Origin of the sequence: Avibacterium sp. 21-586 (assembly GCF_026226775.1) — a bacterium.
GTDB lineage: Bacteria > Pseudomonadota > Gammaproteobacteria > Enterobacterales > Pasteurellaceae > Avibacterium.
The window spans coordinates 275,175-291,754 of sequence record NZ_JAKKOD010000001.1 but is presented as its reverse complement, the minus strand read 5'-3'; the positions used below and the strand labels follow the sequence as shown (position 1 = coordinate 291,754).

General features: G+C 39.5%; 17 protein-coding genes. 13 read left to right on the top strand and 4 right to left on the bottom strand.

Annotation, left to right across the window (positions count from 1 at the left end):
* Positions 1–18 precede the first annotated feature (18 nt).
* The 4 genes from L5B71_RS01380 to L5B71_RS01365 are packed head-to-tail and all read left to right on the top strand — an operon-like array spanning position 19 to position 2,625.
* Positions 19–1,131, top strand: coding sequence for an ABC transporter permease (locus L5B71_RS01380; protein WP_265757761.1), 1,113 nt, complete (start codon positions 19–21; stop codon positions 1,129–1,131).
* A gap of 1 nt (position 1,132) precedes the next feature.
* Entirely contained in the window at positions 1,133–1,801 is a 669-nt protein-coding gene (locus L5B71_RS01375; protein WP_265756528.1) for an ABC transporter ATP-binding protein, read from the top strand.
* Between the two features lie 9 nt (positions 1,802–1,810).
* Complete coding sequence (locus L5B71_RS01370) at positions 1,811–2,311, top strand: TlpA family protein disulfide reductase (protein WP_265756527.1); 501 nt, start codon at positions 1,811–1,813, stop codon at positions 2,309–2,311.
* Positions 2,311–2,625 (top strand): c-type cytochrome, encoded by a 315-nt coding sequence (locus L5B71_RS01365; RefSeq protein ID WP_265756526.1) that lies wholly within the window; start codon positions 2,311–2,313, stop codon positions 2,623–2,625. The genes L5B71_RS01370 and L5B71_RS01365 overlap by 1 nt, the downstream gene beginning before the upstream one ends.
* 30 nt (positions 2,626–2,655) lie before the next feature.
* On the opposite strand, the gene znuB is transcribed toward L5B71_RS01365, so the two are convergent.
* Positions 2,656–3,441 (bottom strand): zinc ABC transporter permease subunit ZnuB, encoded by a 786-nt coding sequence (znuB, locus tag L5B71_RS01360; RefSeq protein ID WP_265756525.1) that lies wholly within the window; start codon positions 3,439–3,441, stop codon positions 2,656–2,658.
* Between the two features lie 16 nt (positions 3,442–3,457).
* Positions 3,458–4,249, bottom strand: a complete 792-nt coding sequence (znuC, locus tag L5B71_RS01355) for a zinc ABC transporter ATP-binding protein ZnuC (protein ID WP_265756523.1) — start codon at positions 4,247–4,249, stop codon at positions 3,458–3,460.
* 215 nt (positions 4,250–4,464) lie between these two features.
* On the opposite strand from znuC, the gene mepM reads away from it, so the two are divergent.
* From mepM to L5B71_RS01335, 4 genes are all read left to right on the top strand, one after another.
* Positions 4,465–5,982: a murein DD-endopeptidase MepM gene (gene mepM, locus L5B71_RS01350; protein ID WP_265756522.1), complete on the top strand. Its 1,518-nt coding sequence runs from the start codon at positions 4,465–4,467 to the stop codon at positions 5,980–5,982.
* A 282-nt stretch (positions 5,983–6,264) separates the two neighbouring features.
* The gene (gene exbB, locus L5B71_RS01345; RefSeq protein ID WP_265756521.1) at positions 6,265–6,720 is read left to right on the top strand and encodes a TonB-system energizer ExbB; all 456 of its coding nucleotides are present in this window, start codon (positions 6,265–6,267) and stop codon (positions 6,718–6,720) included.
* A 1-nt stretch (position 6,721) separates the two neighbouring features.
* Complete coding sequence (gene exbD / locus L5B71_RS01340; RefSeq protein ID WP_265756520.1) at positions 6,722–7,108, top strand: TonB system transport protein ExbD; 387 nt, start codon at positions 6,722–6,724, stop codon at positions 7,106–7,108.
* The gene (locus tag L5B71_RS01335; protein ID WP_265756519.1) at positions 7,109–7,885 is read left to right on the top strand and encodes an energy transducer TonB family protein; all 777 of its coding nucleotides are present in this window, start codon (positions 7,109–7,111) and stop codon (positions 7,883–7,885) included.
* A 61-nt stretch (positions 7,886–7,946) separates the two neighbouring features.
* On the opposite strand, the gene L5B71_RS01330 is transcribed toward L5B71_RS01335, so the two are convergent.
* A complete protein-coding gene (locus L5B71_RS01330) occupies positions 7,947–9,743 on the bottom strand; it encodes an ABC transporter ATP-binding protein/permease (RefSeq protein WP_265756518.1) in 1,797 nt (598 codons plus the stop codon).
* A 209-nt stretch (positions 9,744–9,952) separates the two neighbouring features.
* On the opposite strand from L5B71_RS01330, the gene L5B71_RS01325 reads away from it, so the two are divergent.
* From L5B71_RS01325 to L5B71_RS01305, 5 genes are all read left to right on the top strand, one after another.
* Positions 9,953–11,611 (top strand): putative transporter, encoded by a 1,659-nt coding sequence (locus L5B71_RS01325; protein ID WP_265756517.1) that lies wholly within the window; start codon positions 9,953–9,955, stop codon positions 11,609–11,611.
* Between the two features lie 221 nt (positions 11,612–11,832).
* Positions 11,833–13,212, top strand: coding sequence for a porin (locus tag L5B71_RS01320; protein WP_265756516.1), 1,380 nt, complete (start codon positions 11,833–11,835; stop codon positions 13,210–13,212).
* 88 nt (positions 13,213–13,300) lie between these two features.
* Positions 13,301–13,840, top strand: a complete 540-nt coding sequence (locus L5B71_RS01315; protein WP_265756515.1) for a methylated-DNA--[protein]-cysteine S-methyltransferase — start codon at positions 13,301–13,303, stop codon at positions 13,838–13,840.
* A gap of 30 nt (positions 13,841–13,870) precedes the next feature.
* On the top strand, positions 13,871–14,539 hold the full coding sequence (gene mutH, locus L5B71_RS01310; protein ID WP_265756514.1) for a DNA mismatch repair endonuclease MutH: 669 nt from the start codon (positions 13,871–13,873) through the stop codon (positions 14,537–14,539).
* 70 nt (positions 14,540–14,609) lie between these two features.
* Positions 14,610–15,332 (top strand): TerC family protein, encoded by a 723-nt coding sequence (locus L5B71_RS01305; protein ID WP_265756512.1) that lies wholly within the window; start codon positions 14,610–14,612, stop codon positions 15,330–15,332.
* Positions 15,333–15,391: 59 nt separating this feature from the next.
* Here L5B71_RS01305 and L5B71_RS01300 read toward each other — a convergent pair whose 3' ends face one another.
* Entirely contained in the window at positions 15,392–16,531 is a 1,140-nt protein-coding gene (locus L5B71_RS01300) for an NADH-dependent flavin oxidoreductase (protein WP_265756510.1), read from the bottom strand.
* Positions 16,532–16,580: the final 49 nt, after the last annotated feature.

The following is a 16,580-nucleotide window of genomic DNA, read 5'->3' as shown; positions in this document are numbered from 1 at the left end:
TTTATCAACACTCGCACAATGTTTTGGCGCTTAATTATCAATGCATTGCGCTTACGCTTGCAGCGCGTGATGATTATTTTCGCAGCACTCACCGTCGGCGCAAGTATTGTTACTGCAATGGCTGCGGTGTATTTCGACATTAACACCAAAATGAGCCAAGAACTGCGCACCTTTGGGGCAAATTTTTACATCGGCTCAAACAGCAGTGGCTTGATGAACGAAAACGCATTTAACCAAATTCTCAGCCAAGCACCGCAAGGCTTAATTACTGCTGCCAGCCCTTATCTCTATGGCGTGGCACGCGCTGATTTAGAAAAAGTGGTTATTATGGGAGTATGGTTTGATGCAATGCGAACCCTTTCCCCTTACTGGCAAACCACGGGATCACCCATTGGGGTGAATTTCGATGATCGCAATGCAATGATTGGTAAATCCCTTGCTCAACGCTTAAACCTTAATCTTGGTGATAAAATCACCTTGAACAAAGGGTCGGAAAAGCACCACTTCACCATTAAAGCCATTGTAGAAAGCGGTGATGCCACAGACAATATGCTGATTGTTAATCTTGAATTTGCTCAGCAATGGCTAGATAAAACGGGCTTAATCACCAATGCGCTTCTGAATGTAAAAAACGATCAAGGGCAAGTCAGCCAATTCGCACAACAATTACAACAACGCTATCCCGCTCTTGCCATTCGCCCGATTCTCAAAGTATCGGCATCAGAAGGGCAAATTTTGGATAAAATTAAAGGTTTAATGGGCTTGATTTCAGTGGTAATTTTGATTCTCGCCACCCTTTGTGTGAACACCACCTTAATTGCCATTGTGGGGGAACGAGCGAAAGAATTTGCGCTCCAAAAAGCCTTAGGTGCAAAACAGCAAGATATTATTAAACAGATTGGCACAGAAATTTTACTCATCGCATGTTGCGCTATCGTAGTAGGGATAATCTTAGGTTATCTGCTGGCTCAAATTCTCGGTATCACTGTGTTTAAAGCCTATATTGATTTACGCTTGCCCGTGATCCCAATCACGATTCTACTCTCTCTCACCGTGGCTTTTGTTGCCGTGATTGTGCCAACACGCCGTGCTTTAGAAATTCAAACAGCCAACGTTTTAAAAGGCGAATAAAATGGAAAAATACGTTATTGAAACCCAACATTTATATAAACGCTTTGGGCAAGTAACCGCCCTTGAAGACATTAATATCCAAATCGCTGAAGGGGAATTTGTGGCCATTATGGGAGCATCAGGCTCTGGTAAAACCACACTGATGAACATTCTCACAGGGCTTGATACCGCAAGCTCTGGTAAAGTGATTTTAGATGGCGTGGACGCTGCGCAACTCGATGAAATTGGTCGCCAACGCTTTCGTGCAGAAAAAATTGGCTTAGTATTCCAACAATTCCATTTAATTCCTTATTTGACCGCGCTGGAAAATGTGATGCTTGCACAGCATTATCACAGCGTCGTCGATGAAGAGGCTGCCAAAGCGGTATTAGCACAAGTGGGGCTTGCACACCGTTTTGATCACCGCCCAAGTCAGCTTTCTGGTGGGGAACAGCAACGAGTTTGTATCGCACGAGCGCTTGTCAATCAACCTCCAGTGATTTTCGCTGATGAACCTACCGGAAACCTTGATGAAAAAAATGAAAAACTGGTGCTGGATTTGCTCACCGAACTCAATCAGCAAGGTAGAACTATTGTAATGGTAACTCATAATCCAGAGTTAGGAAAGCTCACTCATCGTACAATTTTTCTACAACATGGAAAATTTTTGCGAGTAGAAAAAAATCATTAAAGGTATAAAATGAAATATTCTCATTTATATAAAAAAATTCACTTAATTGGATTATTAGGTACGATTATTTTTTTAATTACTTCTTGCAAAGATCAGGTCGCCAATATCGGTAATCAAGCACCAGAGTTAGCAGCATTCGATCTAAAAGGACAAAAAGTCGAATTGTCACAGTTTGCAGGAAAGAAACTTTTGCTTAATTTTTGGTCAGAAACCTGTGGAATTTGTATTGTTGAACTCAAGCAATTTCAGCAACTGGCTGAAATATACCCAGATAATTTACAAATACTTGCCATTAATACTGATGGTGAACGCGGTAATACGAGAAAGACAGTGATAAAAAACGAGTTAACGTTGCCAATTGTTAAGGATCAACTGAATATTACGTCTGAACGCTATCAGTTAATAGGTACCCCTACATCTTTTTTACTTGATCCTACAGGCAAAATCCTTTATAAATTCGAGGGCTTAATTCCTGAAGACAACTTACTCGCATTATTTAAGGAGCCGTAATGAAAAAGACGTTTACCCTGCTTTTACTTTCCATCGCACCGCTATTAGGTTTAGCTAATCAAAGCGCGGAAATACTTGAACACAGTCAAAAAATCTTTAACCGTTCTTGTGCAATGTGCCACGGCAAACAAGGCGAGCGATCCGCATTAAATCAATCCGCAATTATCAACAGCCTAAAAGCAGAAGAAATTATCACCGCACTTGAAAAACGAAAAGCAGGTGAAATTGTGGGAGCCGGAAATGCGGCAAAATCCCGTTTAAGTGAAGACGAAATAAAAGGATTAGCTGACTATATTTCTCACCTAAAACCTTAATTTAATACTAGTTCTCTCAATAGCGGCGCGTTATTCCCGTTGTGTCTTAAAAAGAGACAATAAAAATAATAAAGTTGCGCTAATCACTACTGAGGGCCCTGCTGCCGTATTATAGAAAGCAGATAGCATTAAACCTAAAGATATTGCAAGGACACTAATGATGACACCAATCACAACCATTGCCTCTGGTGTACGAGAAAAACGCCTAGCAGTCGCAGCGGGAATAATAAGTAAGGAAGTAATTATCAATGCTCCAACAAATTTCATACTTAAAGAAATCGTTAATGCTGTTAAAATCATCAATATAAAACGAATTTTACGAATATTAATACCTTCAACTAGAGCAAGCTCGGGGCTTATGGTCGTAGAGAGTAAGGGTTTCCAGTAATACCACAAACAACCCACCACAACAAAAACACCTACAGCGATAAGATAAAGATCCTTATAACTAATGGCGAGTAGATCACCAAATAAATAATTCATCAAATCTACTCGCACATTTTGTAGCAGACCAACAGTTACTACGCCAAGAGAAAGACTACTGTGCGCGATGATACCAAGCAAAGTATCAACTGAAAATTGAGTATTGCTCTCTAACCATACCATTCCTAAAGCAAGCAATAGCGTAAGAAGTAATATAGTAAGATAAGGATCAACTTGTAAAAATATTCCTATCGCAACACCAAGTAAAGCCGAATGAGAAAGCGTATCACCAAAATACGCCATTCTTCGCCATACCACAAATGCACCTAACGGCGCGGTTATAAAAGAGAGCAAAATACCAGAAAGCCAAGCCGGAAGTAAAATCTCAAACATTCTTATTCCTTAATAATTACTTTTTATGTTCACATTGACTTAAGTGAACATTGTTACTACAACAAACATCACCATGCATATTGTGTTTATGATTATGATGATGTGTGTAAAGGGCTATATTTTGCGAAAATTGATTACCAAAATAATGCATAAATGTGGGATCGTGTGATACGATTTCTGGCGTTCCTGCACAACAAATATGCTGATTAATACAAAGTACTTCATTGGTATCTGCCATAACAATATGCAAATCGTGCGATACCATAATAACAGCGCAGTCAAGCTGTTTTCGAGTTTGATGGATAAGCTGATAAAGCTCCGTTTGACCGGTAATATCCACTCCTTGAGTTGGTTCATCCAACACAAGCAAATTCGGTTTATTCAATATCGCTCTTGCCAACAACACGCGTTGCATTTCTCCGCCTGATAATTTTTGCATAGCATTTTGTCTTAGATGAGAAATAGAAAGTAGGCCTAGCGTATCTTCAATATCTCGCTTACTCACCCCTTTTTTTAAGGTAAGAAACTTTTCTACCGTTAAGGGCAAGCTATGATCAAGATGAATCTTTTGTGGTACATATCCAATACGCACATCACTATGATAAATCACTTCCCCTGAGCTAGGCTTAATCAATTTAAGCAACACCTTTAGTAGAGTAGATTTACCCCCACCATTAGGACCAACAATAGTGAGAAAAGAATTAGGATAAAGAGATAAATAAATGTCCTTTAAAACATCACGCTGTTCAAATTGTACATTGATATTTTTTAATTCAATTAATGGATGCTTAATAGTCTGAACTTGCATTTTATCTCTATACATTACAAAAAATTGGCTTAAAATAGCTTATTTTTATCAGATTAACAAGTAACATTTAAGGATGCTTATAATTTACGCATTTAACCATTTTTTGTTAAAAACTAGGGAATTTTTATACTTTTAACTGGTCTTACTACTCTACCAGGATCATTAAAATATTTGACTTTGTTATAATCTAATGAATAATCAAAAGGAAATAGATAGTGCAATACATTAAATTAGCAAGAGACAGACGTAAAAGAAAATCACGCCTAAAAGCACTGATTTTTCTCTCAGCTGTATTATCTATTTTTATTGGTGTTATTTTAAGTGTGAAGGATAATGCGAAGACAGATCCTTTACAATTTTCTCATGAAAATCTAGAACCTCCCCGCACCAAGCCATTAAATAATCCAGATATCTCCCTTGATAAAACAGAAGCATTCAAGGACGTAACTGACGAAATGGCGGATATTCAAAAAGATGACATATCTAATCAACACAGAAACGAAAGTAATACAGAAATCACGTCAAATGATGCAACTTCCTACGATGATGACTTGCAAGGTAAAGATGATGAAGTCGATCAAGTTGATTTAGATGACTATGATGAAATAGAAAAACTTCCTGAAAATGCCCAAAATGCGATTAATGACCTATTGGATGTTGCCGATCAAGCTATCCGTATTAAAGATCAATTTAGCCATACGGTTGTGCGAGGTGACACATTAAAAGATGTGCTTGAACAGTCTGGGCTTGATAATCAAATAAGTAAAAAGCTTATTGCAAGCTATCCTGAATTAAAAAACCTCAAAGCTGGGCAACAATTCTATTGGATTCTAAGCAAAGATGGTGAATTAGAATACTTGAATTGGCTTGTTTCACAAAAAGAAGAACGGATTTATGAGCTAACTTCTGCAAATAAGTTTAAACGAGAGATTTTACAAAAAAAGACTACTTGGAAAAAAGAAGTACTAAAAGGGCAAATTACTAGTTCTTTCGCTAATAGTCTCAAATCTCAAGGATTAGACACCAGACAAATCTCTCAGCTAAGCAATGCTCTTCAGTGGCAAATAAGCATTAAAAAACTCCAAAAGGGAGATAAATTTGCAGTTCTGGTTTCAAGAGAATACTTAGACAGTCAACTCACAGGACAAGGTAACGTAGAGGCTATCCATATTAGTTCTGGAGGAAAGAGCTATTACGCCATTCAAGCTAATAATGGTCGCTATTATAATCGACAAGGTGAAACATTAGGCAAAGGTTTTGCTCGCTATCCTATGCAACGCCAAGCTCGGATCTCTTCACCATTTAATCCAGCTAGACGCCACCCTGTTACTGGTAGAATTCGTCCACATAAAGGTGTAGATTTCTCAATGCCAATTGGCACACCAGTTATAGCACCAGCAGATGGAATAGTTGAAAAAATAGCCTATCAAGCTAACGGTGCAGGACGATACATCATGATTCGGCATGGTCGTGAATACCAAACTGTTTATATGCATTTGAGTAGAGTGTTAGTCAAAGCAGGGCAACAAGTAAAACGTGGCCAACGTATCGCTTTATCTGGTAATACAGGACGATCTACTGGTCCACACTTGCACTATGAGTTTCATATTAATGGACGCGCTGTAAATCCTATGACAGTAAAACTACCAGGTACCAGCACTCAGATGTCTAGTCAAGAACGTAAACAGTTTTTAGTAAAATCGAAAGATGCTGAGCGAAAATTAAAGCTATAATATTTTAATATCCGAATAAAATAATCAATTATCTAGAAGAAAGGCTAAATTTAAAGTGCAAATTAATCAAACAATCGCAAGTTTTTGATCAGAAGACTACAAGATTAGGTTCTATGTTCTACATATTAAGTATAAAAAACAAAGTGCGGTGATTTTTCACCGCATTTTTTGTTTGACTTTGACCGAAAATTTTTAATTTGTTACAATCTTATACCTAATTAAAATTAATTATCAATAACAATTAAGGACTGTTTGCCCACGTTTTTCGTTAAGGATTTTCCAATGCCACAATTACTCGCATTTTTACAACATTATAGTGATTACATTATTTTAGGTTTACTCGGTTTAATGAGCTTTGTTATGGTATGGTTCGTGATTGAACGCTTTATCTTTTTAAGCCGCGTGAACGTTTCACACTACACCAATATCCACGAGTTAGACATCGATCTCAACCGCCACCTGACTATTATTTCCACCATTGGAGCAAATGCCCCTTATGTCGGTTTACTAGGGACAGTCATCGGAATTTTATTAACTTTCTATGAATTAGGGAATTCTGGTGGGGAGATTGATGCCGCCGCCATTATGCTTAACCTTTCCCTTGCCTTGAAAGCCACTGCAGTGGGGATTTTAGTCGCCATTCCATCAATGGTGTTTTATAACGGCTTGCAACGCAAAGTGGAAGTTAATCGCCTAAAATGGAAAGCCTTAAATGGACAAAAAAATCTAGGGGCATAATGTGAAAAAGTTTGATGAAATCAATATTATTCCTTTCATTGACATTATGTTAGTGTTGCTGGCGATTGTATTAATCACCGCGTCTTTTATTTCGCAAGGCAAAATTCAAGTGAATGTGCCAAAAGCCAGCAGTACCGTGGCGTTTAAATCGGACGATTTAGCCAAATTATTAACTGTGACGGAAACGGGTGAAATCTTTTTTAACGATAAACCTACAAATTTAACACAAATGGAAAAAGAAATTGCGAGCTGGGCAAAAGATCAAAAAGTGACCCTAAAAGTGGATGCCAAAGCCACATTCCAAGATTTTGTCAGCCTAACGGATTTAATGGCGAAAAATAACATCAAAAATGTTGCCATTGTCACAATGAAAGAAAAAGGCAAATAAATGGCAAATAAACATCGTTCTTGGTTCGGCTTCTTCTTTTCTCTGCTATTTCATGCCACCGTGATTGGGGCCATTGTCTATGCAGTAAAAGCCGACATCAGCGCCAATGGGTATCAAGCAGACGTGATCGATAACAGTATTTCAATGGAAATGCTAATGGGAATGACCGTTGAAGAACCTGAACCCGTGCCAGAACCTGTTGCAGAACCTAAGCCAGAACCAGTGGCAAAAGAAACAGTTGCTGATCCTATTGTAAAACCTGAACCACCAAAACGGGAAAAGCCAAAAGAAATTAAGAAAGAAAAACCGAAAGAGAAAAAGAAAGAAAAACCGAAAAAAGAGAAACCTCAACCCAAAGAGAAGCCTTTGGCGAATAAGGCACTTGAAAAAGGGGATCGCAATGTGAATTCTGAAGCGAAAATTACAGCGACAGCAACCAGCTTAGGCAAGGCAACGGTGAATAATCCAAAGCTTGTTAGTAAACGTTCAGGTTCAGATGTAAAAAATGCCTATATGAGTGCATTACGCCGAGAAATAGAACGCCATCAACGCTATCCACAACGCGCTAAAATGATGCGTAAACAAGGGGTGGCGACAGTGAGTTTTAATATTGCCGCTGATGGTTCGTTGAGTAATATTCAACTCGCAAAATCCTCTGGTAATAATGACTTAGACAAAGCCGCCTTAGAGGCTGTAAGCCGAGCAAAATCTATTGGTGCAAGACCAGCAGGATTTTATTCTTCAATGACCGTGCCAATTCGGTTTAGTATTCAATAAAGTATAAAGTATGAAGTGCGGCGGAAAAATGCTGAGTTTTTCCACCGCACTTTTTTTTACTCTAATTTTCCATCGGTTGGATTAATTTCCAGCTTTTATCTGGCTGAATTTGTAAATGCAATCTGTGATATTTGAGTAAGGTGGAGCGATGACCTATGCTGATTATGGTGGTATTTGGCAATGCACTTTTTAATAATTGATACATTGCATCTTCTAATCCTTCGTCCATACTTGCCGTTGCTTCGTCAAGGAATGCAACCTGTGGCTTGTGTAACAATAAGCGGGCAAAAGCAAGACGCTGTTGCTCACCAAGAGAGAGCACACGCGTCCAATCTTGTTCTTGCTCGAGCTTATCGGTTAAATGTCCTAAATTAACTTGTTGCATAATTTGTTGGATTGCAGCGAGATCGCAATCTTCACTTGCCACTGCTGGATAATAAAGGGCATCAATTAAGCGACCTTGTGGCAAATAAGGTTTTTGCGAAAGAAATAGGGCGTTGTGTTGTGGGCAAATTACGGTGCCTTCAGAATATTGCCAAAGCCCTGCTGCGGTGCGTAATAGCGTGGTTTTTCCTACCCCAGATTGCCCTTGAATCAGTACGCTTGTGCCTAGGGGAAAGGTGAGATTTAAGTTTTCAATTAGGCTTTTTCCATCAGGGCGTTTTATGGTGAGATTTTGGAATGTTACTTCGCCTTGGCTATCTTGAAGTTGGGTTTTAGACGGTTGATTAACGGCGTTGATCGCACTATGAAAACCGGTTAAACGGTCAAGCACGGCGCGGTAAGCCGCGAAATCATCATAGGAATTACGATAAAAAGAAAGTGACTCTTGCACTTTTCCAAAGGCTTGGGCGGTTTGCATTAAATCACCGAGTTTAATTTGTTCACTAAAGTAACGCCCCGCTTGAATAAGAAATGGGAAGATAACGGAGATCTGTGAAACCGTTAAGTTAAAGCCAGATAATTTCAGGGTGCGGTAAACCAGCTGCCAAATATTGGCAATAATTTTATTGAATTGTTTGAACAATAAGTGTTGTTCCATTTTTTCACCGCGGTAGAAGGCAATGCTTTCCGCATATTCTTTTAGACGAATTAGGGAATAACGGTAATTTGCGTTGAGCCTTTCATTAGCAAAATTGAGCTTAATTAATGGTCGTCCAATTCTAAAGGCAATCACACTGGTAATAAGCACATAAATAAACACTAAAAATACCATCATATGTGGGATTTCATAGCCCGCGATTTCCATTGGCCCTGATAAGTTCCACAAAATCGTGGTGAATGCGATGAGTGAAACCGTGGAGGAAATCACACCTGTGGCAAAACTGAGCGAGCTGTTGATGTAAGATTCAATATCTTGCTGGATTCGTTGATCGGGGTTATCTAGCTGATTGAGGCTATATAGAGTTTTATAATAGGCTTGGTTGGCTGTCCATTTTTCTACATAATGTCCATTGAGCCAAGTCCGCCATTGAATTTTGAAGCGTTGTGAAATGTAGTAGGTAAACAGTACATTCAACACGTGAACGGTGGCAAGTAAGGAAAATACGACCATTTGTTGCCAGAATACGCTGACATTCATTTCCTGTAATGCACTGTACATTGCGTTATACCAATTAGAAAACAAAATATCTAAGCGTACGGCAACTAGATTAAAGAAGATGATCACCCAAAAATAGCAGAGTGGCTTAATGCTCTGTTTGGGGGAAAGGTAATTTTTAGCTAACAGCCAAAATTGATGTGCCCAGCGAGTTGTTTTGACTAAAAGCGTTAAGATAAGAGAAAAGACAATGCTCGTCATCGCGAGGCTTTGGATTATCCATAAAAATGAACTTAGTAATTCGTCTGACCAATTCATAATATTTCCGAGTAATAAGTTGATAAAACACAAAATTGTAATAGTGTTGTTTAGATAACAGAATGACAAATTTGTTCAAAGATTGTTAAAGAAATTAACACGGTAATCAAGAAAAATGTGATGTAGATTAAACTTTTGAACTTTAATTCATTCTTTCTGTGTAGAGATTGCTATAATTTTTTCAGTTAAATTAAATTTTTGAGGTCGTTATGAGTGATATTGCAGTTACGATTAGCATTTTAGCCCTCGTTGCAGTAGTCGGATTATGGATCGGTCATTTTAAAATTCGTGGCGTTGGGTTAGGTATTGGGGGGGTATTATTTGGGGGGATTATTGTTGCCCATTTTACCAACCAATATGGCGTGCATTTAGATGCACATACCTTGCACTTTATTCAAGAATTTGGTCTCATTTTATTTGTTTATACGATTGGTATTCAGGTGGGACCAGGTTTTTTTGCTTCATTACGAGAATCAGGTCTAAAACTCAATGGATTAGCAGTATTAATTGTATTACTCGGTTCTGCCAGTGTTATCGTATTATATAAAGTGGCGGAAGTACCACTTGATGTTATTTTAGGTATTTATTCCGGTGCCGTTACCAACACGCCATCATTAGGGGCTGGGCAACAAATACTGTCTGAGTTAGGAATGACACAAACCACCGGACACATGGGTATGGCTTATGCTGTAGCATATCCCTTTGGTATTTGTGGTATTCTGCTCACAATGTGGACGATTCGTTTATTTTTTAAGATAAAAATTGATGAGGAAGCGGTAAGATCACAAAAAGAAAGTGGGCAAGACAAAGAAAGTCTACGCTCAATTAATGTTCGCGTAACTAATCCTAATTTAAATGGTCTACCGCTTATTGATATTCCTGGCTTTGATAGCAAAGAAGTCGTTTGTTCCCGTTTAAAGCGTGAAGAAAACGTGAGCGTACCAAATGCGGATACTGAAATTTTTCTTGATGATTTATTACACTTAGTCGGAGAATCGCATACTTTACGCAAGATGCGTTTAATAATTGGTGAAGAGGTTGATGTGCCACGCTCTACTCTCACAGGGGATCTCCGTTCAGAACGAATTGTCGTCACCAATGAAAAAGTACTAGGCAAAAAAATCAAATCTCTTGGTATCCATCAAAAATATGGCGTGGTTATCTCTCGATTAAATCGCGCGGGAGTCGATCTAGTACCAAGTGCTGACTCTACATTACAATTTGGTGATGTACTACATATTGTTGGACGATCTGATGTGATTGATAATGCAATAGCTTTAATTGGAAATGCTCAACAAAAGCTACAACAAGTACAAATGCTACCTGTATTCATCGGTATTGGCTTAGGTGTACTCATTGGCTCTATTCCATTTTATATTCCAGGTTTTCCAGTGGCATTAAAATTAGGCTTAGCTGGCGGTCCTTTAGTAGTAGCACTCATTTTAGCAAGGATTGGTAGCATCGGTAAACTCTATTGGTTTATGCCACCGAGTGCTAACTTAGCATTACGTGAAATTGGCATTGTACTATTCCTTTCCGTGGTTGGTTTAAAATCTGGAGGAAATTTTGTAGACACCATCGTCAATGGTTCAGGATTAGAATGGATGTGCTACGGGATCCTAATTACCTTTATCCCGCTAATGACAACTGCACTTATTGCACGTCTATATCTTAAATTAAATTACCTTTCTTTATGTGGGTTACTCGCTGGCTCTATGACTGATCCACCCGCCTTAGCGTTTGCCAATGCGATTAAAGAGGACAGCGGTGTTGCAGCACTTTCTTATGCAACGGTATACCCACTTGTAATGTTCTTAAGGATTATTTCTCCACAACTATTAGCAATTTTGTTATGGACATTTTTATAACTGAAATGTGAAATTGAAATGATAAAACGCCCTAAGGGGCGTTTTATTTTTCTCATCGTATAAAAATATCTACAAAAAAAACCGCACTTTTAGTGTATTAACAGAAAGTTAACTGGTCAGAGCTGTAAAGGCATAGATCGATTTTGTTTGCGATAGCAGTTACCTTTCTTTACAATCCAAGTCAATTATCTAAAGACAACAGAACAACAAAAGGGTTCACTATGAATAAAAAAACATTTTTTACTAAAACACTTCTTTCCTCTGCATTATTGGCTGTTGCAGGAGGTGCGCAAGCAGCTGCATTCCAATTAGCAGAAGTTTCAAGCTCAGGTCTTGGTCGTGCTTATGCCGGTGAAGCCGCCATCGCAGATAACGCTTCAGTGGTTGCGACCAACCCTGCTCTAATGACCTTATTTAAAACTAGCCAGTTTAGTGCTGGCGGTGTTTATGTGGATTCTAAAATTCGTGTTGATGGTACGGTCATTGCCACAGCAGGTGGACGCCCTGTTACTCGCCCACAATCAGCTGATAATAATGATGTTGTACCAGGTTCATTAGTACCTAATATGTATTTCGTAGCACCAATCAATGATAAATTCGCGATTGGTGGAGGAATGAATGTAAACTTCGGTTTAAGAAGTGAATATGGCAGCGATTATAGTGCAGGTGTTTTTGGTGGAAAAACGGATTTAAGTGCGATCAATTTAAATTTAAGCGGTGCATATCGCGTGACTCAAGGATTAAGCTTAGGTGCAGGAATTAATGCTGTTTATGCAAAGGCTGAAGTTAAGCGTACCGCAGGAATTTTAGATGACGCACTCAATGCAATTGCCGCAAGTCCTAGCCCTTATGCACCAATGGCTGCACAAATTGGCGCTGGTGTTGAAAAAGGCACAGTCCTTACTCACCTCGAAGACAGAAGTGCGTGGGGCTTCGGTTGGAATGCTGGTTTAGTGTATCAATTTAATGAAAGAAATCGTATTGGTGTGGCATACCACTCAAAAGTTGATGTGAAATTTAAAGATCGCAACGCAGTAAGCTATATGCCTTATGGTGTCCAACCTTATGTTGGAGAGGGTTCATTAACGTTGAATTTACCAGGTTATTGGGAAATTTCAGGTTTCCACCAATTAACCGATGCTTTTGCTGTGCATTATAGCTACAAATATACAGAGTGGAGTCGTTTGAAAAATTTACACGCTACTTACAACAGCGTGCCAGCAGGATCTCGCAATGGTGATTTGGCTTTCCATAAAGAAGAGAGATACCGTGATAATACACGCATAGCTTTAGGTGCAAGCTATCTTATCAATGATCAATTAACTTTACGTGCAGGTATTGCCTATGATGAAGCGGCTGCGCCAACTGAACACGCAAGTGCTTCAATTCCAGATACCGATCGTACTTGGTATAGCTTAGGTGCAACCTATAAATTTACCCCAAATCTTTCTGTGGACGTCGGTTTTGCTCACTTACGCGGTAAGAAAGTAAACTTCACTGAAACACAAAGCCTTGGCGGTGGTTTAGTTGAAGTAAAAACAAATTACCACTCAAAATCTAGCGCCAACCTTTACGGTCTAAACGTAAATTACAGTTTCTAATTTAAGAACTAGGCGTTTACGCAAATTTGATTATAATAAGCCTATCCTACTGGATAGGCTTTTTATGTCGTGTTTTAGAGAATTCCCAATGCCCGAAATCTATTATTGTTATTATCATTCCCCCATTGGCCGGTTATTGATGATTAGCCAAGATAACAAATTAACTAATTTGGATTTAGAAGCTGAGCAAATTGCGCCAAATCCGAAATGGATTTTACAAGAAAATCACCCGCTCTTTGCGCAGGTTTCAGCGGCATTAACCCGTTATTTTAATGGCGAAAAAGAAGATTTTGCAGGGATTCCGCTAAATCCACAAGGCACGCCTTTTCAACAAAGCATTTGGCAGCAGCTTTGCCAAATTACTTATGGCGAAACCACAAGCTATGGCGAGTTAGCCAACCGCATTAACAAGCCAAAAGCAGTACGCGCCGTGGGTGGTGCGGTCGGGAGCAATCCGATTAGCATTATTATTCCTTGTCATCGCGTATTAGGTAAAACACGTCAGCTAACAGGGTTTGGTGGCGGATTGCCTGCCAAACGCCATTTATTACAGTTGGAAAATATTGCTTATGTGGATAAAGGCGTGGAATACGTCAAACAGAAATTATTGAAAAAATATCAAAACTAACAAAAACTTGATAAAAAAGCACCGCACTTTATGAATAGCCCAAACTCTGAACAAGCCTTGCTTTGCCTTGCACAATCGCTGGCAGGACTCAGCTTTGGTGAAGTCGCCAAAGAGCTGAACATTTCTGTGCCCGCTAATTTGAAACGGGATAAAGGCTGGGTGGGAATGCTACTCGAAACCGCTTTAGGCGCAACAGCTGGTAGCAAAGCGGAACAAGATTTTGCCCACCTTGGTATTGAACTCAAAACCATTCCCATTAATCGTCAAGGCAAGCCCCTTGAAACCACTTTTGTCAGCCTCGCTCCTCTGGTGCAAAATAGCGGAATCACTTGGCAATCTTCTCACGTTCGCCACAAATTATCCAAAGTACTGTGGATTCCCATTGAAGGCGAACGCACCATCCCCCTTGCTGAACGTCATATTGGACAACCCATTTTGTGGCAACCCTCGCCTGAGCAAGAGCAACGTTTACAGCAAGATTGGGAAGAACTAATGGAATATATCGTGTTTGGTCGGCTTGATGAAATCACCGCTCGCCTTGGTGAAGTGTTGCAGCTTCGCCCTAAAGGTGCAAATAGCAAAGCGTTAACCAAAGGTATTGGGCGAAATGGCGAGATTGTTGATACCTTACCGCTTGGCTTTTATTTACGCAAAAATTTCACTCACGAAATCCTGCAACAATTTCAAAAAAATGGCTGATTTTCCTTTCCATTAAAGTGAGAAATCGATATCATTATCTGCTTTAGATTTAATCTATAAGGAACTTATTATGTTTGACTGGATCGCCAGCCCCGAAGCGTGGGTGGCTTTATTCACCCTAACCGCATTAGAAATTGTGTTAGGTATTGATAACATCATTTTTATCAGTATTTTAGTCGGGCGCTTGCCTGCCCAACAACGTCAATCAGGGCGTTTAATCGGCTTAGGCTTGGCAATGGCAACCCGTATTTTATTATTGCTTTCCCTCTCTTGGTTAATGAAACTCACCGAGCCGTTATTTGAAGTCTTCTCGCAACAGATTTCAGGGCGTGATCTTATTTTAATTGTGGGAGGATTATTTTTAGTGGCAAAAAGTACCCACGAAATTCACCACGCAATGACGCCAGAAGAGGAAGAAGAGCAAAGTGCGGCAAAAAAAGCGAATTTTTTCAGTGTACTCATTCAAATTGCCATTTTAGATATTGTATTTTCGCTTGATTCAGTGATCACTGCGGTGGGAATGGCGAGCGAAATTGGCGTGATGATTTTGGCGATTGTGATTGCCGTTGGTGTGATGATGCTGGCAGCCAAACCGATTGGCGATTTTGTGGAATCGCACCCAACACTGAAAGTGCTTGCCCTTTCTTTCTTGATTTTAGTGGGCGTGGCGTTAATTGGTGAAGGCTTAGATTTCCATATTCCAAAAGGCTACATTTACTTCGCAATGGGCTTCTCTGTGGTGGTAGAAATGATCAACATCAAAATGCGTAAGCGTTTGGTTAAACGTCCTTAAGGTTAGTGCAAAATAAAAAATAGCAAGGCAACGCCTTGCTATTTTTCTTCAATCAATACTTAGAGATCGATAGGTTGCCAATCCTTCCCTTTTACTGGCGGTAACCAAGCTCCCCCCTGCACACATAATCTCCACAACGTATCTGGAATCTGGTAATGATCCGTTTTTTCAGGATCAAGTGCGGTGATAATTTCTTGTGTTTTTCCTTCTTTGATTAGGGTTGCTAAAGTTGGGTTGATCATTACCGATTTACCCACAGCAACAAATTCCACCCAGCCTGTATCTAAGGCGGCTAATAATTGTTCCGCAGTAAATAAATTGCCTACCCCAATTAAGGGTAGACGCCCATTTAATTGTTGATGAATCAACGCTAAACGAGTTATCTCAGAATCGCTTCCTCGGCGTACTTTCTTGTAAAAATCCCATAAAGAAATATGTAAATACTGCAATGTTTTTTGTGCTAATGCCTCAACAAACGCTAATGTCTCCGTCATTGTGATACCGTTCTCTCCTGGCTCTTCTGGTGATAAACGGTAACCAATAATAAACTCGGGACGCTGATGTTTTGCACGAACAGCATCCACTGCATCAACCACCGCTAATGGAAAGCGTAAGCGGTTAGCCAAATCTCCCCCCCACTGATCCGTCCTGCGATTACTTTGTGATGAAAAGAATTGTTGCAATAAATAGCCATTTGCACCGTGAATTTCTACTCCATCAAAACCGGCTCTAATAGCTAGATCGGTAGCTTGTGCAAAATCCTCAATAATGCCTTTAATTTCTACTTCCGTTAATGCTCTTGCACCTGTTTCGGGATCATCAGAAGGGGCAACCTTGTCTTTGCCATTTAATAGCTCACTTAATGCTAGTTTGCCACCGTGATGAAGTTGTAAAATGGCTTTGCTACCTTGTTTTTTTAGTAGTTCAGCGGTTTGTGAAAGACTCTCAAGCTGAGCTTCTTTCGTTGCTTCAGGCTGACCGTGAAATGCTTTACCATTTTCAGATATCAATGTTGCAGCCGTGATAAACATTCCCATATCCTGTGCACGATGTTGCAAAAATTGGCGTTCTTGCTCACTCAATGTGCCATCAGGGTTTGAGGCAAAATGGGTCATTGGTGCAACCACTAAACGATTTTTTATTTCAACATTATTGTTGAAACGATAAGGTTCAAATAATGGTAAAAATTGTCTATTCATAATGCTTTCCTAAGTAAAATTAAAAAATATACGGTAAAAATCACCGCAC

Bases quoted from the DNA above. Each gene is read 5' to 3' on its own strand.
- L5B71_RS01380 (WP_265757761.1), top strand. From the start codon at position 19: ATGTTTTGGCGCTTAATTATCAATGCATTGCGCTTACGCTTGCAGCGC.
- L5B71_RS01375 (WP_265756528.1), top strand. From the start codon at position 1,133: ATGGAAAAATACGTTATTGAAACCCAACATTTATATAAACGCTTTGGG.
- L5B71_RS01370 (WP_265756527.1), top strand. From the start codon at position 1,811: ATGAAATATTCTCATTTATATAAAAAAATTCACTTAATTGGATTATTA.
- L5B71_RS01365 (WP_265756526.1), top strand. From the start codon at position 2,311: ATGAAAAAGACGTTTACCCTGCTTTTACTTTCCATCGCACCGCTATTA.
- znuB (WP_265756525.1), bottom strand. From the start codon at position 3,441: ATGTTTGAGATTTTACTTCCGGCTTGGCTTTCTGGTATTTTGCTCTCT.
- znuC (WP_265756523.1), bottom strand. From the start codon at position 4,249: ATGCAAGTTCAGACTATTAAGCATCCATTAATTGAATTAAAAAATATC.
- exbB (WP_265756521.1), top strand. From the start codon at position 6,265: ATGCCACAATTACTCGCATTTTTACAACATTATAGTGATTACATTATT.
- L5B71_RS01335 (WP_265756519.1), top strand. From the start codon at position 7,109: ATGGCAAATAAACATCGTTCTTGGTTCGGCTTCTTCTTTTCTCTGCTA.
- L5B71_RS01330 (WP_265756518.1), bottom strand. From the start codon at position 9,743: ATGAATTGGTCAGACGAATTACTAAGTTCATTTTTATGGATAATCCAA.
- L5B71_RS01325 (WP_265756517.1), top strand. From the start codon at position 9,953: ATGAGTGATATTGCAGTTACGATTAGCATTTTAGCCCTCGTTGCAGTA.
- L5B71_RS01320 (WP_265756516.1), top strand. From the start codon at position 11,833: ATGAATAAAAAAACATTTTTTACTAAAACACTTCTTTCCTCTGCATTA.
- L5B71_RS01315 (WP_265756515.1), top strand. From the start codon at position 13,301: ATGCCCGAAATCTATTATTGTTATTATCATTCCCCCATTGGCCGGTTA.
- mutH (WP_265756514.1), top strand. From the start codon at position 13,871: ATGAATAGCCCAAACTCTGAACAAGCCTTGCTTTGCCTTGCACAATCG.
- L5B71_RS01305 (WP_265756512.1), top strand. From the start codon at position 14,610: ATGTTTGACTGGATCGCCAGCCCCGAAGCGTGGGTGGCTTTATTCACC.
- L5B71_RS01300 (WP_265756510.1), bottom strand. From the start codon at position 16,531: ATGAATAGACAATTTTTACCATTATTTGAACCTTATCGTTTCAACAAT.